This is a genomic window from Wolbachia endosymbiont (group A) of Nomada flava, from assembly GCF_964027055.1.
Classification (GTDB): domain Bacteria; phylum Pseudomonadota; class Alphaproteobacteria; order Rickettsiales; family Anaplasmataceae; genus Wolbachia; species Wolbachia pipientis.
Map to the genome: position 1 here is coordinate 483,889 of NZ_OZ034725.1, position 21,724 is coordinate 505,612.

Consider the following 21,724-nt stretch of genomic DNA (forward strand, 5'->3'; position numbering starts at 1 on the left):
ACCAGCTATACTAGCCTACTTTTACTAAATTTACATACGCACTAATTTGCCTAACTTTGTTGCAATAATTTTACGTTTTTATTTTTATAACCCTATTTTCACCAAACAAGTTCTCACGAATATACGCACTTTTTTACAATTTTGGAGAAAGTAAATATTTAATTTTTTTGCGATGCTAATAAACTTGTGTTTTTATAAAAAGTAATTTTTTGATATTCTCTATGGTAGAAAGGCTATATAAAATAATATTTACAAATTCAAACCTTTCACACTATAGAAACTCCAAAACCCTTATATTCGCCAAGAAGGACCTGCAACTGGTTCATTAGTGACATTATTAAATGCAGAACTTGGTGTTTGTATTGAACCTGACATTTGTAATTGCATCACTATTTCCTCAGCTGCTTTCTGTTCCTCTCTTAATACTTTTATTTCCTCCTCCGCAGCTGCTCTTGCCTGTTTTATTTCCTCAATTACATGGGATCTCAATTCGTTGATAGCCTCATCATCAAATCTTAAGTTATCTTTTACAGATTCATTTTCCTTATCCTTACGCTGAGTAAAGTTTTTGTTTGCTCTATTAAATTCATCAGCTAATTCTGACAATTTATCAAATTCTTCCTTACCAATAGATTGTTTACTCTTTAACTCTTCTTTGAAGCTCTTATATTTACCAAAGATGTCCTTAAATTTCTCTGCATAGTCTGTATTTAACACTAGAAAAGTACACTGCTGCTCTAAGCATTCTTGCACACTCTGATTTTGTATTATCGTTTCTACAGGTATTTTAAAATTGGAGGCTTTACTATACATTAAACGAACAGCTTTTACTCTTGCCCGCACTTCCTCTTTTTCTTGTCTGCCTTTTTCTTTGTCCTGTTTTGCTTTTCGTGCTATTATGTTTAATAAACTTGCTTGTTTACTACACTCAGTTGAAAGTATCTTGATTGTTTCACGCTCTTTATCCTTTATATCCTGCTCTTTTAAGCTTTGTATGTAATCTCTTCTATTTTCTATAATTTCTTTTGCAAACTTTTCAAATGTTATTCCTTCTATTTTATTTATTGCATCAAGCTCAAATTCAAAATCTGCGATTAATAACGCAATAAGCTTTGCATCATCCTTCCATTTTTTTTCTTTGAATATCGCGTCCTTCTGTCCTTTTACTTTAATTTCTGAAACAAGCCTTTTAAGCTTTGAGATATTTATCAACTTCTCCTTGCCCTTATTTATTTCTTCTTTTTCCTGCCTTATTTCTTTTAAGATGGTATTATTGGCCCCTAACAAGATATTCTCTTGTAACAACTCTTCAAGTAAGTTAATTGCTTGATTTAAATCCTTAATATCGTCCCTACTTATTACAAGATCACTTTTCTCTTTGAAAAGCTTATAATATCCTTGGGAACCAGCTAAGCTAAGCACCAAAATACCAGCAAAAACACCAATAGCTATTGGGCCACTAAAGAGGGCAAAAGAATAACCAATAGCTGCTGCCCCACCACCAACACCTACACCACCTATGGAGCAATTACGTATTAATTTCTTATGCTCTTTTGCTTCTAAATGTTGTGTTACTTGTTCCATCCCTGTTTGTTTTGCATCTTTGACTCTTTCTAATTTACCTTCAGATATTTTTTTCCTGTAATCAATAGCAATATCACTTGATTTTTTTGGAAAGGAATCTTCAGGAAATAGTTCACTTAATTCCTCTAAACTAATAACTTTACAGAATTCTATAATTTTTTCATCTTCACTCAGTTTACGTGTATGAGGTTGCGTTACGGTGAATCCGGTTATTTCCCAATCTCCATCTTTTGTTTTCCTATATTTTGTTCCAATTACTGGCATTTCTCTGTACAAACGTGCAATTTCTTCCACCGCTACTGTTTCTAATAACTCACCACCTAGTCCTGTAGTAACACCAGACTTATTAATGTTAGCTCCATTACATATCAAGAGTAATGCCATATCTTTTTTGTCTTTTTCTATAGCTTTAAGCAATATAGTATCTAAAATGTCTTGTTCTACCTCTATTACATTGTGTGGTTCTATTAATTGAATGGTTAGTGTTAATGCTAACCTGTGATACTCTCTTTTCTTCAATACTTCAACAAGGATTTTTTCTATAAATTTATCCTCGTTTTCTACCCACTTAGATAGTGTATGTTTCACAGATTCTAGAGTATTGCTCTGTAAATCTAATAAATGATCTTCTGTGTTAGAGAGTTTTAAGATACTTTTACTTAATTCTTGTGATAGTATTGTTAAAAAATTTCTAACCTTTAATTCGTTACTTTCATCTTTTTTCCAATCTTCAGTTGCTTTTAATGATAATTCCTCTAAAGTTTCTTTTGTTTCGTTAACAAGAGTCTCTATAGCCTTAATCTCATCAATTACAACTTTGCTTACCCTTTCTTTATTACTCCTTAACTCACTTGGCGCACTTTGCATTGCACTAACAAATTTTTTAGGATCCAATATAACAGGCTGTGACACCTTTCTAACTTCTTGCTTTAAAGAATTCTTACCCTCGGGATACTCAATGTCAGCCTTCTCAACTTGATATGTTTTCCTCAGTTCCTCTAACTTGTTATCCAGTACCTTATCAAAAATTTGATCAATCAACCAGTTATTTACATTCGTATCTAACTCAGACTTATTATAATTATGCAATACATGTGCTGCATTTTTGTCTGAATCTTCCTTTACTTGCTTTAGCAGTTCATTGTACCAATCTAATAAAATAGTATGATTTTTTACCCCTTTTATGAAATTAGAATACTCATTGATCTCACTTTCATACAATTTATGCTCTTTTGTTACAGATTTTAACTGCCCATTTATTCTACCTACTTCTCCTTTCAAATTTTCAACTACTGCATCTGCTTTCACTAACCCTTTTTCTTGCCCTGGACTTTCGATGACCGTACTTATGATTTCATTGTCTATCTCTTCTATTGTTTTTCTAGCAATATTATCATAGATATCTAAAACTTGCTCATAACCCATGGTACATAGCCCTGTTATATCCGTATTACGCACATACTCAATAATCTGTCTATCACTACCACAATGTCTGTAGTCTGAAATAGAAGCTGATTCTTTGATTCTGTTATTCCTATCCTGAACAGATTCCAATACCACTTCCTTTAAATCTTCCCTAATACTATCTTTAACTAGCTTAGCTTTATCATTTAATAATTTCCTTAATCCTACACTATCGGGTATTATTTTATCAAAATCTCTATCTTTAAAACTTTTATCTTTGCTGACTAATTCACCCATTATATCTTTATCCATCTCTCGAAATTTTGCATCTAAGACTTTTTCATACTCCTCAAGGCAAAACTCTTTCAGCTTATACTCACCATAAAGTCTTGCATACATAATGTTGATCTTAGTTATTATAAAACCTGAGTAATATTTTATAAATGTAGCTGAACTTCTAACACCAATTAATGCTTGTAATAGCCTTAAACCTTCTGCATTTTCAATTTTTATTATTTTTCTACTTGCTCTTCAAATGGCTTATCAAAAAAACTTAGCATATTACCCCCATTATCAATTAAGCATACCTTAATTATCATTAAATTACAAGTCAACACTTTTTTTTGCTTAGTTTTTTAATATTTTGAGTTAAAACTTGACCATTTGTTGAAGGCATACACCATTGAGGTCCGTATAGAAGAAATTATCTTGTTTATATTGTCTTCAAAGGAGGATGAGCAGTAATCGATTGTTCCTCTACTTTCTCGAGCTTGGTGTTGGGATTTATGATATTATACAGCGCAAGACCTATACAAGCTAATCCAACTATTCCCACAACCGCTGCTACTACAGGCATTTTCATGATATACAATGCAACACCACTTGCCAATAACACTACACCAACAATTACAGGTTTATTACATACTTCATGCACTTCCTCTTCAGCCGGCACACTTTTGCCTGTTACAACCTGCTGCCCTATGGTTGTTTTCTCATTAAGAACATCTTCCAAAGGTTTCTTAGCTTCTGCTGAATCCGCATTGCTAAAAACTTTTTGCTCTTGTATAGCAGCTTCTTTTGCGGCAGTTTCATTTTTTTCGCATATTCCAGCATTATCAAGCTTTTCTATTGAAGTAGCGATATCTTTTATAGCTATTGTATTACTTTTCGCATGGTTTAAGGTATTCATGTTCTATAGATTCTTCAAGACTACTTTTATTACTATTTTCACATGCGTTAGCCGGTGTCTCGATATTACCGATAGTATCTTGAAGCACTTTTTCACTTCTAACTGTAGTAGTTTTGGCTGTTACAACAGTGGACTGCTGGGTTGCTCTCTTATTAAGAATATTTCCCAGTTCTCTTACAGCTTCACTATTTTCACACGCTTCAGCATAGGTGAATGGGGATTTCCTTGCCATTTGAATGTTTTATCGTTATTCTTTTTTTGACAATCTCTTTCAAGATACCATTTTCCTCAGAGATCTTTAACACTGCTCTAATCATGTCATTGTCTCTACGTGATATAGCATCTGTAAGTATTGTATGAGTTTCTTCCCGACCATCTGAATGTTTTGTGGTCATCTCTTCATTCAGAACTTCCTTTAATAGTTTTTGTTTTTTGGCTTCTTCTAAAAGATCTTTTACAGCTTGATTATTTTTATGACTTATAGCATAATGTAGTAGTGACAATGTCTCCTCTCTACCCTGATATTTGTAAGCTATTTTCGCTAAAAGAATCGTACTTGCGTTATAGCTGGACTTTTTGAATATTCCATTTCTGAACCTTCCAGCAATACCTTTCCCTTCCTCTATTTTTCTTGCTAGTTTTTGTATATTCTTTCTATCTTTATTTGTTAACTCATATATATCACATACTAATGTCAGTTTTGACGTTTTCATAATGTTTTTCCCCTATTAAGATTTGTCGATTTAGTTGTAGCGCAGTTGCTCACCATAAATTTGGTGCTCTCTTTCAATCAAAGGTGTCTTGCTGCTTGAGATGTTTTCTTTGTAAAGATTTAGCTTATCTTTTACATCTAAACAGAATTAACACGATTTGGCTTTTTGTAGATGAGTAATTCTCTAGGGATTATCCTATTGAATTCTATGATATTATTTTTTGTAACATTGTTATACACGTCATGAAACTGAAGCTATTTATTTATCTTCGCAATCTGCAGATTAAAACGACAAAGGGAACTTTGTATTTGGCGTAAATCATGCTTAATTTTTTGCACTATGTGCACCTCATGTCTTTATAAAACTTCTGGGTTTCTACCTATACAAGCCGAAACGCGCTTATAAAGCGTTTAAGACATCAAAAGACGTCAAATAGAACAAGGGAGAATTTGAATGCTAGCTACCCTAGGTTTTCTTTGCCTTTTTTTTCTGCCTAGTAAATTTCTTAAACATTTATAGCTAAGGTTAGTTGCATTTAAAAACAGCTAAATTGCAGTGTTTAAGACTTAAAAAACGCCAATACTGAAAATAGATAATGACCAGGGCTTCTTTTGCCTTTTTTTTATTTGGTAAATTTCTTAAATATTTATAGCTAAACGACAATCGTCATCCCGCTGCTTGTTAGCGGGATCTAGAGATACCGCGAATGAATCGCGGTATGACGGTTCGTGGCGGTATGACGGTTCGCGGCGGCATGACAATAAGCTCGTCATCCCGCTACGTGTTAGCGGGATCTCTTGTTAGCGGATGAGATACCGCAAATGAATCGCGGTATGACGGCTAAGTAGGGTGTCATCCCAGTGCTTGACACTGGGATCCAGAAAAATTGATTGTAAACAAACGACTATACAACATTTTCAATAAAATTACAAAAAAGCTGGATCCCAGTGTCAAGCACTGGGATGACGTCATAGAGGCGCTGGGATGACACCCTGACAACCGTCATCCCGCTACGTGTTAGTGGTTGAGATACTGCGGCGGTATGACGTAGGACTGCTGTCACCCCGCTACGTGTTAGCGGGATCTATTATGAAATACCGCAGCGATATAGCTACAGAAAACTTGTATAGATTTTTTCTACTTCTGTGATATCATAAGCCTGTAATGATAAAATAAGTAAATATGGATAAGTCAGCGTATGAGATCATAGAACATGAGTATGATGTGGTAGTAGTAGGTGCAGGTGGAGCAGGGCTCAGAGCAACGCTTGGGATGGCTGCAACTAATTTTTCAGTTGCCTGCATTTCTAAAATTTTCCCTACACGAAGTCATACAGTTGCAGCACAAGGCGGAATTAGTGCAGCTTTAGGTAATATCGGTGAAGACGATTGGCGCTGGCATGCATATGACACAATAAAAGGTTCAGACTGGCTTGGTGATCAAGATGCAATAGAATATATGTGTAAAAACGCTGCTAAAGCTGTTATTGAACTTGAAAATTTTGGCGTACCTTTTTCTCGTACAGAAGATGGCAAAATATACCAGCGTTCCTTTGGTGGAATGACAACTCACTTTGGTAAAGGAAAATCAGCTCAACGCACTTGTGCGGCGGCAGATAAAACTGGGCACGCAATCCTTCACACTCTATATCAGCAGTGTCTTAAATTCAACGCTGAATTTTTTGTTGAATACTTTGTGATTGATTTAATTATGGATAGCGAAACCGGAGCATGCTGCGGAGTTCTTGCTTGGTCGCTATGCGACGGTACATTACATAAATTTCGTGCGCATAGAGTGGTGCTAGCAACAGGTGGATATGGACGTGTTTATTTCTCTGCAACAAGTGCGCATACCTGCACAGGTGATGGTAATGGCATGGTAGTAAGGGCTGGATTACCGCTTGAAGATATGGAATTTGTACAATTTCATCCAACAGGAATATATGGCTCAGGGTGCTTGATGACAGAAGGATGCCGTGGTGAAGGGGGGTACCTCGTTAATTCTCAGGGCGAAAAGTTTATGAAACATTACGCACCAAAAGCAAAAGATTTAGCTTCCCGTGATGTGGTAAGTCGTGCAATAACAATTGAAATTAGAGAGGGAAGGGGAGTTGGACCGAAAAAAGATTACATGTATTTAACTATAGCGCATCTTGATCCGGAAGTAATAAAGCTCAGATTGCCGGGCATCAGCGAAACCGCAAGAACTTTTGCTGGAGTTGATGTCACTAAAGATCCAATACCGGTCATTCCGACTGTTCACTACAACATGGGTGGCATTCCAACCAATTATCATGGAGAAGTGATCACGCTGAAGCAAGGTAAGGAAGAAGTGGTAGATGGACTATTTGCAATTGGAGAAGCTGCGTGCGTCTCTGTGCACGGTGCAAATCGACTTGGTTCTAACTCGCTTCTTGATCTTGTGGTTTTTGGCAGAGCTGCAGCGCTCAGAGCAAGAGAGAAACTAAAATCCGGTACACCACATAAAAAATTGCATTCAGACTGCACAGACTGGATAGTAGATAGATTCAATAAAATGCGATTTGCTTCTGGTGGGCTAAAAGTAGCAAAAATACGCAGTGAAATGCAGAACACTATGCAAAAATACGCATCAGTTTTCCGTGTTGCTGAAGTTTTAGAAGAAGGCAAAAAAGCTATAAAAAAGGTAGCAAAAATGATGCCTGATATTTCACTTGAGGATCGCAGTATGATGTGGAATAGTGATTTAGTTGAAGCACTGGAGCTTGCTAACATGATCCCACAAGCGGTTATTACCATGGAATGCGCAGCTAATCGCGAGGAAAGCAGAGGTGCCCATGCTCGTGAAGACTTTCCTGAACGTGATGACAAAAACTGGATGAAGCACACTATAGCGTGGCTTGAAGAAAAGAAAGGGCAAATTAACGTAAAAATTGATTATAAAAAAGTGGCTGAAAAAACTCTGAGCGGTGAGATTGATTTCATAGCGCCAGAGAAGAGGGTTTATTAGTCAGCCCATCTAGCTTATTCATGAATTGACGTAGTATTGATACATCGCTCATTTTAGTAGCTGGGTTTTCTGTATGCTCTGGTTGATTTGGTGACTCTTGTACTGCTTGATTTTTAGTCTCATTTCTTAAATTCTGTTGATCATTATTAACAAGGTTCTTCGAAGCTTGATTCTGCTCTGTTGTTGAATTAGAGCGGTTTTTGTCGTTAAATGTGTCCTGTGCTTTGTTGGTTGATTTTTCAAAAAGTTTCTTAATACCACTAAATCCTAAAGTTAAAGTAAGGCATATAACTCCAGCAACAGCTATGATAGGAATGGCTGCTCCAATTGCCATTTGACCCTGAAAGAAAGCAAATGTTACCATTGCAATAACAGTAATCGTTATCGTGATTGCTAACAGTTCGCGGGTCCTTTTTGCTGGATCTATGAATCCTGCTACAGCAGATACTCCTTTTTTTATACCAGAACCTGCTTCTTTAATGCCAGACTTGCATTTTTTTGAAGCAGTTTTACAGTGGTATTTTTCTTCAAGCTTCTCTTTTAGTTCTTTAGCTTTCTCCTGTGCTTTCTGTGGAGTCCCTGAATAATCTTTTAGATCTCGTAAAGTTAAATAGTACTTTTTAGTATGGAATTTTGGATCTTTCAGCTCCAGAGAACAGGGATCAGCGCCTATTTCTAGCAGCATTGTACAAAATTTTGTTGTATTGTCATAAGCAGTTGCTGTATCAAAAATTGTTCCTTGCGGTAGGTATTCGATACTTCTTTTTTCTGCTTTTTTCTTTAATGCCAATTCTAGGGGTGTGTTCCCTTCTCCATTCTTAGCATTTATAGCTTTACCTAATTTATCTTTAGATATTGTTCCATTTTTTACTAAACCTAAAATCAATTCCAAACATGTAACTTTTTGTTCTCCTTTGAATGAAGCAATATAGTGCAGAGCATTTTTTTCATCTTTATCTTGCACAGTAATATCTGCACCGTTTTTTAGCAATAGTTCTAGGGTTTCATACCTTTTAGTTTTTTCAAATTTTCTATCTGTACATGATCGATCCTCATTCTTTCCTTTTATATGCTGAAGCAGCTGATGAAGAGGCGTTTGTTCTTCCTGATTTTTACTATTAATGAGTTGTGCTAAATCTTCCTCGGTGACCGTTTTTATTAGGGTACCTAGAAACTTGCATTTCTGTTTCTTTTCCAACGACACGATAAGGTGTAAAATATTGTTGTCTTTTTCACCTTTCATACTATTAATATCCGTACAATCTTTTAGATATTTTTTAAATTTCCTGTTATTTCCATTTTTGATCGCTTTTAGTAATAGAGCATTGCTATTTGTTATTTCGTTGCTTATTTCTACTTTATGATCATCTTCAATATCGCTACCGTAGCCACTTTCTGCTTCACTATCTTCACTATTCCTACGATCATTTTTGTTGTGGGTAATACTATTAGAACAATATTTGCTATTATCAGTAATTTCTGAAATTACTTGCTTTACTCGTTCTTTTGTTTCATTTGATATTTTTTTCGATCGTTTTATTGCTTTATCTAGCACTGGAAGGAAGCATTGGACATAATACCTATAATATTTTTCTTGTTCTCTAAGTGATTCTTCTAATTTAGTTAATACTTCAGGGCTAGCACCTTCCTTGAATAACCTTTTACACTCCTTGAGAGCTCCATCTTGACCTCTTGGTTTTTCACGCTTGTGTTCTTCTTTTTTTACCTTTCTCTCTATAATGCCATACAATTGTTCGTCTTTTCTATCCCGCTCTTGCTTTTCATTTTTATCTATGTATTCATCTAATTTTTTTGCATTAGTAGTTAGTGCGTTTAGATCTATATCCATACTAAAACCTCAATATTAAAAGCTATTTAAGTTGTCAGCTAAGATTCAATTTTTTTAATTAAGTCAAACGTTGTATATAGCTAACAAAGACCGCTTCTGTCATCCTATGGCTTGACCATAGGATCCAGTCTAAAAAATCTGGATTCCAGCGTCACGCGCTGGAATGACAACTCAAGATATCGCCTATAATTAACCATAAACATATTTCAGTAAACCTAAGTTACTTTTAGCTATATGTAGTTGAAATACAGATAGAAAGGCAGGTAAGAAGGCAGAAAATTAATTTCTGTAAGAAAGTTTGCCGTCATAGTTAAACCTCACTTGAACAGTTGTCTACTATTTTAACCATTTAATCTTAAAAAATAATAAATATAGCTAAAGTGCGAAACGTGCTACTGGCTAAAATAGGATAAGAAACTATAGCTGCAAATTAATGTGTATCTGTTCAGATGCATGGCTAATGTACAAATACTGAAACAAAAATTCCAGTGCTCCCTTTCTTGTCATCCCAGTGCTTGACACTGGGATCCAGATTGGGCACTAAGTTGGTAAACACGAAAGCGGTTAATCCTTTACAACGTTTTTGATGGAACTGTGCAAAAGGACTGGATGCCAGTGTCACGCACTGGCATGACACCCATTTGTTCCTATAGTTGTCTTTTCTCGTCTACCTTATTTTGCCACTCTGCTGAACAGATACATTAATGTTTTTATCAGTCTTCCAGACTTGGTTTTTCTTTTAGTTTTTTAAGTCTTTCTTTATTTAGTATGGAGCTTATCTCTTCTACACTTTTGTCAATATCATCATTGATTATTACATAATCATATTTATCACGTTTGCTTATCTCTTTTTGAGCTTCGGCTAATCTGCGCTCTATTTCGCTTGCATCATCACTATTACGCTTTTGCAAACGCAACCTAAGCTCTTCCATTGAAGGGGGAAGTATAAAAACACTCACAACTTTTTTTCTCATGAGCTTGAATAAGTGAAATGCTCCTTGCCAGTCTATGCTTAGTAAAACGCTTATTCCACTGCTCAGGTTTTGCTCTATAAAATCTCTTGGTATACCATAAAAATTCTCAAAAACTTTGGCGTATTCAAGCATCTGACCAGCTTCGCATAACTCGTGAAATTTTTCTTCGGTAACGAAAAAATAGTCTTTTCCATTTATTTCGCCGGGGCGAGGCTTGCGTGTAGTCATAGAAACAGACCTAACTAAATTAGTTGATTGCTCAAGTAATTTTGCTGATATAGTAGTTTTTCCAGCTCCAGAAGGGGAGGATAGAACCAATAATACGCCCTCACTTTTTACGGTCATTTTTCTTTGCATTTTTTAACATGGCGCTTTTTGGATCAGAGTTTAAAAAGCTAGAACCTTCTAAATTAGAATTTGATAAGTTGGTGCCAATAAGAGAAGAGTTATCAAAGACAGTATAGCGCAAATCGGTTTTTTCAAAATTTGCCTTATTCAAATTAACGTTTACAAACTTTGCTCTACTCAATGTTGAATTAGAAAAATCGGCATTTTCTAAATTCATATTCTTAAATTCAAAGTAAGAATAATTTACATTAAATTTTTCACCCTGTGATATTTTCTCTTGCAAATCTTTAATCGAAGTTATAGCATTTTCTGAACCTGCAAGTTTTTTCTGTCCTTTATTGTCAATCAAAATTGAATTATCAAATTTGCAACCTGTTAAGTGAGCATCAACAACTGAACTTTTATATATGCTTGAAGAGAGAAAAGACATATCACTAATTGTTGAATTGCTCAAATTGCTAAGAAAAAAGCTAGTTTTCCTAAAGGCATTAGCGTGAAGCAAAGAAGATCTGAAATCGCTTTCAATAAAATTTGAATTAGTTACTTTTAAATTAGACCAGCTTGAATTATCAGCTAATAAATTAAAGAATGTTGAATTTTCTATTTCACTGGAATCAATATTATGGCGAGAAAGTGTACTGTTATAAACTTGAGAGTCTTGGATTTTTATCTTATACATTGAAGTTGTAGAAAGGTCTGAATCTTCTATCTTCGCAGAGGTGAATAGTGAATGGTCAAAAAATGAGCCATTCATGTTAGAATTCGCAACTTTAGTATTATGAAACTTTCCGTGACGAATGTCAGCATTAGAGACATTAACTTGATGCAGTTCACTAAAACTAAAATCAATATTGGATAAATCAGCATCCTGAAGATTTGCTTCAGAAACATATGTATGCTTTATCTTGGAACCATTTAGTATAGATTGAACAAAACTTGAATTATCGTCATTCACATAGGAAATTTGTGTGTTGCTTAAATTAGTTTCGTCGAAGTTACTGTTAATTATGATAGAAGAATTAAGGTAGGCAGCGGAAAGATTGCTACCTGTAAAGTCTGATTCTTTTAACTCTGCACCATATATGTTAGCATTTTTTAATGAAGAAAATTGTATCTTTAATTTATATGCATCCACTCCAAAGAAACTTGCATTATCAAGGTTGTTTTTCTGCATAACGGTATCGTTTATTTCACTATCACTAAAATTTACGTGGCCAACATTCGAGTTTGATAAGTTGGAGAAATTCATTTTCACATTCGAGAAATTAGTATGCAAACCAATTACGTTGTGCATACTTACTTTTTTGAGATCGGAACTGATAAAATCAGCATAACTAACATTAGACTGATCAAATACGATATCTGTTAAGTTTGCAGAAACAAATTTTGTAAAACTCAAATTTGTACCTTTTATTTTAATGCCATGTAAATTAGCATTGGAGAAATTAGCACCACGTAAATCAACATCAATGAAAGACACGTCGGATAAATCGGTGTTAGAAAAATCAGCACCAATCAGACTTACTCCATTAAAAACAGATTTACTTAGGTACAGTTGGTTAAAATTAGCTCCATTTAAGTTAGAACCAAAACCTTTCTTAAAATCTTCTGGCACGCCCTCTTTGTGGCACTGCACCAAAAATTCAGCAAAGTCTTTTTTACTGTAAGATACGTATTTTGCATCACGCAAAGCGTTTAAAAAATCACTAATCTGATTTTTTTCATCATTTGTTTCGTTTCCATAACATAAATGACCAACTAAAATTAATATCAAAAATCTAATCATCTTGCTTATCGCACTGTATTTCTTTCGTTTTCACAGCCCAATCGTACATTGCTGAGCTTTCTTTATTGTCTATTTTTCTATCCTCCAAAAGGTGTGGCATCATTTCGGCAATCGCATTTATTATATTGATCTGCTTTTTTTCGATTGCTATATCAATTGGGGATTGAAAATTATTATTAACTACTCTAAGATCAGCACCTTGTAATAAGAGAAAGCGCACTATGTCTACCTCACCTTGTTTAACTGAATAAATGAGAGGAGTATCACCCAATTTATTTCTAAACCTTAGTATCTCTTGAGTTGTTAATCCAATTTTTTCTAGCTTACTTATTATTCCTCTTAAGCAAGGTAAGTTATTTTTCTTAATACAGTAAAAAAATTGCTTACTGTAATCATCAATAAATACAGTTGTAGGAAGATGCTCATTAAGGCTATCATATTGTCGTTTATATATTGACTTGCTTTGTATATCTTTATGACCCCATTCTTTTATTGGTTCTCTGTTTAGCTTTGTCCATTTTTGTAAATTTTTCTTTTCACTTTCATCTTTTTTAGTTATAGGTTTTACTCTATTGCGGTCCTTGGAATTACTGTTTGTTTCTTTCACTTTTTTTTCTTCAAACTGACTCTCTACTTTTTCTTTTTTTTCCTCTAATAATTGACTCGCATCACTTTTTGAAAGTTCATTAGAGGTTGTCCGGAAACAAGTAAATTCAAGCATATTCCCTCTTTAACATAACCCTACTCATAGCTAGGTATATGAAATTCTCAGTGGATGTTGTGAGTAAATCATACTCCTTCGATAGCCTTCTATTCCTATTAACCCAAGCAAAAGTCCTTTCTACAACCCATCTTCTTGGCTGTACTTTAAACCCTTGTTCTCTTGTTGGTAGTAGCTCAGGTGGCGTATCTTTGTGCACCCAAAATCTACATGGAGGCCTTTTAACAATTTCAATATCTATGTCATATTCTTCCTTTATGTGATTCTTTAAATTTCTTCCTTGGTATCCCATGTCAGCCCACATTTTTTTAACTTTAGTATATTTTGTTCTCATATTGTTTAATGCTATTTTAATACCATCTCTATCATTTTCGTTAGCAGCGCCTACGTAACAACCTAGTATAAAACCCTGAGTGTCTGTAATTATATGCCTTTTTCTACCCTTTACTTTTTTACTTCCATCATAGCCTTTGATCCCCCCTTTTCTGTAGTCTTTACAGATTGACTATCTACTATACAGGCACTCGGCTGCTCATTCCTTCCTATTTTTCTTCTACTATATTTCATAATTCATTTTCTCAAAAATTCCCTGCTTCTTCCATTGCCTGAACTGCTCATACACAGTCTTCCATAGCGGAAAATCATTTGGTAAATACCGCCATTGACACCCTGTACGCAATACATAGAAAATTGCTTCTAATATTTCTCTTTTGCTATACTTTGGCGGCCTTCCTCCTTTCTTGTATGATACTCTGAAGTGTTTTTCTATTCTTGCCCATTCCCTTTCGCTTAGATCTGTTGGATACTTTTTTCTCATCTTTACCCCGTACTAAAATTTCAGATATTATAGCCTTTTACTTGTTTCCGGACAACCTCTAAACCTAAAGTGCATTATATCACCATCTTGCACGATGTAATCTCTGCCTTCAAAGCGAATTTTTCCTGCGTCTTTACAAGCCGGTTCACTTCCATACTTTATGTAGTCTGCAAAGCTTATTGTCTCTGCTTTTATAAAGCCTTTCTCAAAATCAGTGTGGATTACACCTGCAGCTTTGTCAGCTGTTGACCCTATTTTTACTGGCCATGCCCGTGCTTCTTTGGGGCCCACAGTAAAGAAAGTTATCATACTCAGCACTTCATACATAATACGCGCTACTCCATCAAGGCCTGATTCTTGTAAGCCAAATTCTGATAAAAAACTCTGTTTTTCCTCTTCAGTATCAAGATTTGCAATATCTGCTTCGAGTTTTGCTGAAATGCAATAAAATTTGCTTTTATTTTCCTCCGCCATTCTCTCTACCTTTTTAGATAATTCATTGCCAGTTATAACATTTGTATCTTCAACATTGCAAACGTACATAACGGGCTTTGTTGTCAGCAATTGAAGCGACTTCATCTCATCTCCATCGATATTCTCCAAACTTCTTGCAGGTTTACCTGATTTTAAAGTAGCCAGTACCTCTTGCATTAATTCAAGTTGTCTCTTTAGCTCTTTATCACCTTGCTTTGCTTTCTTTTCCAATTGAGGAAGCCTTTTTTCTATGCTATCAATATCAGCTAGGATTAATTCCATTTCTACCACTTCAGCATCTGATATTGGATCTATTTTACTGTGTACGTGGCTAATATCGTCATCCGTAAAGCACCTGAGCAGATGAACGATGGCATCAACTTCTCTGATATGGCTTAAAAATTTATTGCCGAGCCCTTCACCTTTGCTCGCACCCTTTACCAGACCTGCAATATCTACAACTTCTAATTGATTATAAATTATCTTCTCTGAGCCTGCAATTGCTGCGATTTGTTTCAAACGCTGATCTTTTATCGAAATCTTGCCTATATTTGGCTCAATTGTGCAGAAAGGATAATTTGCAGCTTCGGCTGTACTTGACTCTGTAAGTGCATTAAATAAGGTTGATTTTCCTATGTTTGGTAACCCAACTATGCCACAGTTAAAACTCATGTTTATTAAATAAAGCTAAAATATATATATAAATATTGCATAATTTAAAGATTTTTGCTATACTTAATTAGTTGCTTATTAATAATTTTGTTGGTATAGTAACATATATTAAATTGAGGTAAAACCATGACTACAGCTCAGAAGCAGAAGCTACTAAGTGATTTTCATGATGTTGAGAGTGAAGTAACTTCTTTAAATAGTAATTCTTACCCTGACAATTTTTATGTAGGGCAAGCAATTGGTAATGGAAGCTGCTTTTTTGACTCGTTCAGACAAAGTCTAGAACAACAGACAGGAGAGCAAGTTACTATCGAAAAATTAAGAAATGATTGTAGGGAATTTGCGCAAAAGAATCCGCCAGAATGGTTTATAGATGCAATTGCCAATAGTTATGATAACAATGGCCAGCGCCGTAATGAGACTGTAAGTGATTATACAGCAAATATCATGAACAACAGTAGATGGGGTGATTCTGACATTGAAGGCAGAATACTTTGTGAAAAGTATGGTGTGAAATTGCATGTTGTAGAGAGTAACCCATTGCGTGCTATTGACATCCAACAAGATCGGTTTTTGCATCAATTAATAGACAATTCAGGTTCAAAAAATGCAGGTGAATACAATAAAGTTGATTATGATGATAGTAGTATTGTGCATGTAATAAACAAAGGCGGATTGCATTTCGAACCATTGCTTGATAGAAATAAAAGTTTAGCAAAACAATTACAAGAGGAAGCTAAACTTAAACAAGAGCAAGAGCAAGAAGATTTCCTATTAGCAAAAGAACTTCAGCTAGACGAGATCTTGGAATATTGTAACCTTTCAAAGGATATCTCTGAGAGAGCAGAGGTTGAGAAGAGATTTGATGAGTTATTGGCAAAAAATGCTGATGGAAAAATTATGGATGTTGCAAAGCAGTGCGCTCATGATATAACGCAGCGCATAGAGCACTCTGAAAAGCAAAACCCTTCAAGCTCACCAAGATGTAGTATGGAGGAATCAAGAACAGAAAAAACATTTCATCAACAACAAATATCACAATTGGAAGTGTAAAATAAATCTTCATAGCCCTGTATATTTTTATATAGGGCTTTTGCAAGCATTTCATATAATATGAACTTGCAGTACGTACTAACCTAAATGCAAGTTGACCATGAGACTAGTTTAATCATCGATGCCATAGAGAAATTTGGTGGTGAGGCTAGGCTTGTCGGCGGGTGTGTGAGAGACTCAATTTTGCAGCGTGATGTCCACGACATCGATTTAGCTACTAATTTGCTTCCCAATCAAACGATTAAAGCGCTAAAACTCTGTAATATAAAAACTATTCCAACTGGCTTAAAACATGGGACTATAACTGCAGTTCTAAATCAAAGATCTTTTGAGATCACAACACTAAGGCATGATGTGAAATGTGATGGCAGGCATGCAAAAGTAGAATTTACCAATAATTGGCAAGCGGATGCTTCAAGGCGTGACTTTACATTTAACGCTCTATACGCAGATAAGCATGGCCATATATATGATTACTTTGGTGGTATAGAGGACTTAAAAGCGCGAAGGTTAAACTTTATAGGCAACGCTGAAGATAGAATTAAAGAAGACTATCTACGTATTTTAAGAGCATTTCGTTTTCATGCAAAAATATGTGTCGGAGATTTGAGTGATGAAATACTAAACGTATGCAAAAAGCATTCGCATATGATCCAAAACCTCTCTGGAGAGAGAATAAGAGATGAAATACTTAAATTGCTGGAGTGCAATGATCCTTTTCCAACACTTAAGAGCATGCAAGAATCTGATGTGTTACAAAAAATTATCCCAAAAGAAGTAAAATGCGAAATTCTGTCTTCGTCACTTCTTTTTGGCACTGGTGCACTAGTAAAATTAGCGTTACTTCTTAGGACTACTAAAAAAAATGACAGGCTAAGTCTTGGAGAATATGTAAGCAAATTTTTACGTCTTTCGAACAAGCAAAAGAAAAAGCTGCTATTTTTACTATCCAACGATATCAAAACAGAACTCTCAGAAAAAGAGCAAAAAAAATACATATCTTTATTTGGTAGAGAATTATATTGTGATTTAGTAAAAATTTGTGGCGTTGAGTCTGGAGAAAATGTTGATAAATACATTTCATTTGCTAATACATTCAATATTCCAAAATTTCCTTTATCTGGCGATGATTTAATAAGTATAGGTCACCAGCCAGGAAAAAGTTTAGGTAAAAACTTAGAGTTGCTCAGGCAACATTGGGAAGACAGCTCCTACACTTTAACAAAAGAGGAGCTGGTGCTTTATGCTAAGAGCCTACTTTAACTATTTTCTGGCGGTTTGATGGATATATGCTTGCAGTATTAGTGTGACTCATCGAGGAACTAGGTGTGCTTGCCTTGTTAGCACTAAGTTGATATGTATTTCTTTCCCCAAGGACGCGACTACACATTTTCTGGTTTGGAGATAAAAATTTATCTCTTATACTTGATGCTAGCTCTTGAACGTTATCTGAAAACTTTCTCATTTTAACTCTTACGACCCCTTCTGCGAAAGCCTTTTCACTCAGATTACCGCTCATAGAAGATGTTATCTCCTTCTCACTTTCTTTATCTAGTTTTAATTTGTTTATATATTTTCCAACAGGAAGTAGGAATTCTTGCGAAACATCTTCCAATTCCGTATAATCTTTTTCGCATTCTGCAAGTTTAGACCTCAATTCTTCATTTTCCTCTTTTAGGAGGACATTTTGTGAACGTTCAAGTTCTAGTTCCTGACTTACATCCTCTAGTTGTTTCTGTAATTCTTCATCCTCCTCTGTGCTTACTTCTTCCATACTATCGTAGTCTTCATCAATGAATTCATCACTTACTTCAGTTTGAATTCCTTCATCTTCACTCATTACTTCACTCTGGCTCTCTTTTACTGCTACTTCAGGTTTTAAATCAATTTGAGCACTTTCATCTGTTGTTTTAAGATCATCAGTCCGAATTTCATTACTTTCAGTAGTTTTATCGCAATATAGAATATTTTCCGCCCATTTGTTCCATTTCTTTGGTAGTATTCGTCCAATCGTTTTTAGGTACAACCAAGCAAATACAGTAGACCAACTGTATTTTTGTTTAACATTAATTTCATAATTAACCGTATTATTAATATTTGGCATAAAATTACCTTGTTTTTTAACTTTAATTTACAGAAAATTTTAATAGTAGTAAAGTTATATATATTAGTATAAATGTTAAATAAATACTAATGCAGGTGTCAAATTATGGTAAAGTCTTTGCTCGCCTAATACACTTTAAGCAGAAATACACATGTCTGTAAGTACAGCATTTGCTTTTCCTATCGCTCTTGCTAACACTTCCTGTTCATTGTTCTGATTTTTCACATTGATTACCTGAGCAGCTAAGTTTGCAGGAAAAGTGACCAAACTGACTTCCCATAATTCCACTTGTTTTAACACTCTAGCTCCGCTTTTATGATCAACATCATACTCTATAGGTATATAGCCGATGGAAAGTCCGTTAATTGCTCCAGTTTTGAGCATCAAATACACTTCTTCTGCTTTCTGAATACCCAAAAGTAAATGTGCGGTTATATACAGACCAACATCATTCTCATAAATATCTATGATACTACCTATAGGTTCGTCAGGATTATGCTGCCAAAGGAGTTTTATTTTATTTCTGTTTAAATTTTCCTTAAATGCTCCGGGTAAGATCAGGTCATTTTGTTTATCAACTATATTAAAAACGCTAGCATAACCAGAAAATACACCGTTTTCTCCTATGCTTTTTATTGACAATGGTGAATAGAGAAATTTCTTATTCATAAAGCCTCCTGTAGGTTATAGTATTGGGAATTCTGTTTGCACAATGCACTGCAATGTCAAATCTATTATATGCAGTTCTCTAAAAAGGGGAAGTATTTTTTTTAGTTACAAAATAATAAAGAGACTATGAAAGCAATAAAGATCCCAGCGTCACGCGCTGGGATGAAAGTAGGGGGAAGGGTAGCTGGCTGTATGTTATGCTATGAATGTAATCTATTATTTCTCATAACTGGCTCGATGGTAACATTTTCCAGTCTTGTAGAAGGACGATCAGCATTTCGGCCTAACTCTTCTAATCTAGCATTTCTCATGACTGGTTCGATGGTAACATTTTCCAGTCTTGTAGAAGGACTACCTGAGATTGTTGCGAGCAGCTTTTGTTGCAATTCTTTTATACTCATAATTAGCTCCTATTAAAGTTTAAATGTTGCTATTACATGATGTTATAGTTTTAATCAAGATAATTCTCTATAATTAAATTTTTTGAATGAAGAGATGACGATTCGTGTAGGAATTAATGGTCTGGGTAGAATAGGCAGAGGCGTATTGCGTGCTATTTTCGAAATAGAGGAATATAGCAAACAAATAGAAGTTGTAGCTGTCAATGGATCGCTCAGTGCAAAGCAGCATGCACATTTGATTAAATACGATTCTGTTCATGGCAAATTCAGTGGTGATATTGATTTTAATGAGTCTCAAAATTGGATTTCTATAAATGGCAAAAAGTTTTCTTTATATAGAGAACGGAGCCCTGAAAATATTCCTTGGAATGTTGATGTAATACTTGAATGTACTGGTGCATTTAACAAGCGTGAAGAAGCAATAAGGCACAATGCAGAGAAAGTAATTGTCTCTGCTCCAGTTCCGGATGCTGATGTCACTATAGTTTATGGTGTGAATAACGATATGCTCGAAAAAGAGCATAAAGTGATATCAGCAGGTTCTTGCACTACAAATTGCCTTGCTCCGATTGTGAAAGTCCTACACTCCAGTTTAGGTATAAAAAGCGGTTTTATGACTACTATACATGCCTACACGAATGATCAAAATGTTCTTGATGGTAATCATAAAGATTTGCGTAGAGCAAGGGCTTGCGGACTATCTATGGTGCCAACTACAACCGGGGCAGCAAAAACAATTGGTTCTGTCATCCCTGAATTAAAAGGAAAGCTAGATGGCACTGCCGTCAGAGTTCCGGTTAGCAATGTTTCTATGGTTGATTTTAAATTTACGACTGATAAGAAAGCGACCGTTAAAGAAATCAATGAAATGTTTAAGGATGCAGCTCTCTCCTCTACGTCATTCCAGCGCGTGACGCTGGAATCTAATTTCTGGATCCCAGTGTCAGCTACTCGGATGACATCAGAGGGTACTAAGATGACAGAGGGTTATCCAATGTCAAATGTACTTTCTATATGCACGGAACCTTTAGTCTCAATAGACTTTGTACATAACCCTTATAGTGCAATTGTGGATTTAACTGGTACATATATTACAGGCGACATCTGTAGAGTTGCAGCGTGGTACGACAATGAGTGGGCTTTTTCGCTGAGAATGTTAGATATAGCACTATTGTGCTATAGTAGAGTATGAACTGGAACTCAAACAAATACGCCTCATTTTATGAGCACTTTGCGGAACTCAGAAAAAGAGTTATCTTTTGCTTTCTATTTTTTTGCGTTGCTTTTGGTTTTTGTTATTACTTTAAGGAAAATATATACCGTTTTTTACTCGCACCTTTAATAGAAGCAACAAAAGGTAGCGAAGGTTTTTCTTTAATTTACACAGACTTAACAGAGGCATTTTTTGTGTATCTCCAAGTTGCAATAATGAGCGCACTTTTGTTTTCTTTTCCTGTGTTTGCATGGCAATTTTATATGTTCTTAGCACCTGGGTTATATAAAAGTGAAAGGGCAGTGTTGTTGCCATACTTAATTGCAACACCGGTTTTATTTGTAACGGGAGCTACTGTAGTCTATTACTATATATTTCCTTTAGCCTGGAAGTTTTTCATCACTTTTGAACATAGTGGGAAATCTTTCGGTATACCAATAGAGTTTATGCCATCAGTTAGCGAATATTTAGACCTTGTTCTCCAATTTATGTTTGCATTTGGCACTGCATTTCAAATTCCAGTCATACTCACATTAATGGTGAGAGTAGGGTTACTCACTACACAAAATTTGTCAAATAAACGCAGAATCGCGATAGTGGTAATTTTTATTATTGCTGCAATCTTAACTCCACCTGATGTATTAAGCCAAGTAGGGCTTGCAATACCTATGCTGATTCTATATGAATTGTCCATTCTGATATGTAGGTATATTGAAAAAAAGAAGACAAAGATTTAAACAAAGGAATCCCTCTTATCTCCTTTAT

General features: G+C 35.1%; 17 protein-coding genes and 2 pseudogenes. 6 read left to right on the forward strand and 13 right to left on the reverse strand.

Annotated features, from left to right (window positions below):
- Window positions 1-291: 291 nt before the first annotated feature.
- The 4 genes from AAGD70_RS02550 to AAGD70_RS02565 all read right to left on the reverse strand — a co-directional run bounded on the left by AAGD70_RS02550 (window position 292) and on the right by AAGD70_RS02565 (window position 4,890).
- Window positions 292-3,387 carry a hypothetical protein gene (locus AAGD70_RS02550; RefSeq protein ID WP_065094604.1) on the reverse strand — a complete coding sequence of 1,032 codons (3,096 nt, stop codon included), beginning with the start codon at window positions 3,385-3,387 and terminating at the stop codon, window positions 292-294.
- Between the two features lie 313 nt (window positions 3,388-3,700).
- Window positions 3,701-4,177: a hypothetical protein gene (locus tag AAGD70_RS02555; protein WP_065094603.1), complete on the reverse strand. Its 477-nt coding sequence runs from the start codon at window positions 4,175-4,177 to the stop codon at window positions 3,701-3,703.
- Window positions 4,149-4,409 (reverse strand): hypothetical protein, encoded by a 261-nt coding sequence (locus AAGD70_RS02560; RefSeq protein WP_065094602.1) that lies wholly within the window; start codon window positions 4,407-4,409, stop codon window positions 4,149-4,151. Before AAGD70_RS02560 ends, AAGD70_RS02555 begins: the two co-directional genes overlap by 29 nt.
- Window positions 4,378-4,890 (reverse strand): hypothetical protein, encoded by a 513-nt coding sequence (locus AAGD70_RS02565; protein WP_065095339.1) that lies wholly within the window; start codon window positions 4,888-4,890, stop codon window positions 4,378-4,380. The genes AAGD70_RS02560 and AAGD70_RS02565 overlap by 32 nt, the downstream gene beginning before the upstream one ends.
- A 678-nt stretch (window positions 4,891-5,568) precedes the next feature.
- Here AAGD70_RS02565 and AAGD70_RS02570 point away from each other — a divergent pair.
- On the forward strand, window positions 5,569-5,694 hold the full coding sequence (locus AAGD70_RS02570; protein ID WP_281173531.1) for a hypothetical protein: 126 nt from the start codon (window positions 5,569-5,571) through the stop codon (window positions 5,692-5,694).
- A 48-nt stretch (window positions 5,695-5,742) separates the two neighbouring features.
- Here AAGD70_RS02570 and AAGD70_RS02575 read toward each other — a convergent pair whose 3' ends face one another.
- Complete coding sequence (locus AAGD70_RS02575) at window positions 5,743-5,889, reverse strand: hypothetical protein (protein WP_156518125.1); 147 nt, start codon at window positions 5,887-5,889, stop codon at window positions 5,743-5,745.
- A gap of 183 nt (window positions 5,890-6,072) precedes the next feature.
- Here AAGD70_RS02575 and sdhA point away from each other — a divergent pair, with 183 nt between their 5' ends.
- Window positions 6,073-7,878 (forward strand): succinate dehydrogenase flavoprotein subunit, encoded by a 1,806-nt coding sequence (sdhA, locus tag AAGD70_RS02580; protein WP_065094600.1) that lies wholly within the window; start codon window positions 6,073-6,075, stop codon window positions 7,876-7,878.
- Here sdhA and AAGD70_RS02585 read toward each other — a convergent pair.
- The 6 genes and pseudogenes from AAGD70_RS02585 to ychF form a co-directional block, all read right to left on the reverse strand.
- On the reverse strand, window positions 7,850-9,727 hold the full coding sequence (locus AAGD70_RS02585) for an ankyrin repeat domain-containing protein (protein WP_065094599.1): 1,878 nt from the start codon (window positions 9,725-9,727) through the stop codon (window positions 7,850-7,852). The genes sdhA and AAGD70_RS02585 overlap by 29 nt on opposite strands.
- A gap of 713 nt (window positions 9,728-10,440) precedes the next feature.
- Window positions 10,441-11,046 (reverse strand): guanylate kinase, encoded by a 606-nt coding sequence (gene gmk / locus AAGD70_RS02590; protein ID WP_065095341.1) that lies wholly within the window; start codon window positions 11,044-11,046, stop codon window positions 10,441-10,443.
- Window positions 11,030-12,835, reverse strand: coding sequence for a pentapeptide repeat-containing protein (locus AAGD70_RS02595; RefSeq protein ID WP_065094598.1), 1,806 nt, complete (start codon window positions 12,833-12,835; stop codon window positions 11,030-11,032). Before AAGD70_RS02595 ends, gmk begins: the two co-directional genes overlap by 17 nt.
- A pseudogene (locus tag AAGD70_RS02600) lies at window positions 12,828-13,523 on the reverse strand (ankyrin repeat domain-containing protein); the annotation flags it as partial. The pseudogene AAGD70_RS02600 and the gene AAGD70_RS02595, both read right to left, overlap by 8 nt.
- A 25-nt stretch (window positions 13,524-13,548) precedes the next feature.
- A pseudogene (locus AAGD70_RS02605) lies at window positions 13,549-14,373 on the reverse strand (IS5-like element ISWpi1 family transposase).
- Window positions 14,374-14,400: 27 nt separating this feature from the next.
- Window positions 14,401-15,519 (reverse strand): redox-regulated ATPase YchF, encoded by a 1,119-nt coding sequence (gene ychF, locus AAGD70_RS02610; protein WP_065094912.1) that lies wholly within the window; start codon window positions 15,517-15,519, stop codon window positions 14,401-14,403.
- A 126-nt stretch (window positions 15,520-15,645) separates the two neighbouring features.
- On the opposite strand from ychF, the gene AAGD70_RS02615 reads away from it, so the two are divergent.
- Window positions 15,646-16,572 (forward strand): hypothetical protein, encoded by a 927-nt coding sequence (locus AAGD70_RS02615; RefSeq protein ID WP_065094911.1) that lies wholly within the window; start codon window positions 15,646-15,648, stop codon window positions 16,570-16,572.
- Between the two features lie 87 nt (window positions 16,573-16,659).
- Window positions 16,660-17,835: a CCA tRNA nucleotidyltransferase gene (locus AAGD70_RS02620; protein ID WP_065094910.1), complete on the forward strand. Its 1,176-nt coding sequence runs from the start codon at window positions 16,660-16,662 to the stop codon at window positions 17,833-17,835.
- On the opposite strand, the gene AAGD70_RS02625 is transcribed toward AAGD70_RS02620, so the two are convergent.
- Together AAGD70_RS02625 and AAGD70_RS02630 are read right to left on the reverse strand one after the other, a co-directional pair.
- Window positions 17,819-18,676 (reverse strand): hypothetical protein, encoded by an 858-nt coding sequence (locus AAGD70_RS02625; RefSeq protein WP_065094909.1) that lies wholly within the window; start codon window positions 18,674-18,676, stop codon window positions 17,819-17,821. The two genes, AAGD70_RS02620 and AAGD70_RS02625, sit on opposite strands and share 17 nt — an antisense overlap.
- Window positions 18,677-18,811: 135 nt before the next feature.
- Entirely contained in the window at window positions 18,812-19,345 is a 534-nt protein-coding gene (locus AAGD70_RS02630) for an HK97 family phage prohead protease (protein ID WP_065094908.1), read from the reverse strand.
- A 495-nt stretch (window positions 19,346-19,840) separates the two neighbouring features.
- Here AAGD70_RS02630 and AAGD70_RS02635 point away from each other — a divergent pair, with 495 nt between their 5' ends.
- Together AAGD70_RS02635 and tatC are read left to right on the forward strand one after the other, a co-directional pair.
- Window positions 19,841-20,938: a type I glyceraldehyde-3-phosphate dehydrogenase gene (locus tag AAGD70_RS02635; RefSeq protein ID WP_065094906.1), complete on the forward strand. Its 1,098-nt coding sequence runs from the start codon at window positions 19,841-19,843 to the stop codon at window positions 20,936-20,938.
- Entirely contained in the window at window positions 20,935-21,696 is a 762-nt protein-coding gene (tatC, locus tag AAGD70_RS02640; protein ID WP_065094905.1) for a twin-arginine translocase subunit TatC, read from the forward strand. Before AAGD70_RS02635 ends, tatC begins: the two co-directional genes overlap by 4 nt.
- Window positions 21,697-21,724 lie beyond the last annotated feature (28 nt).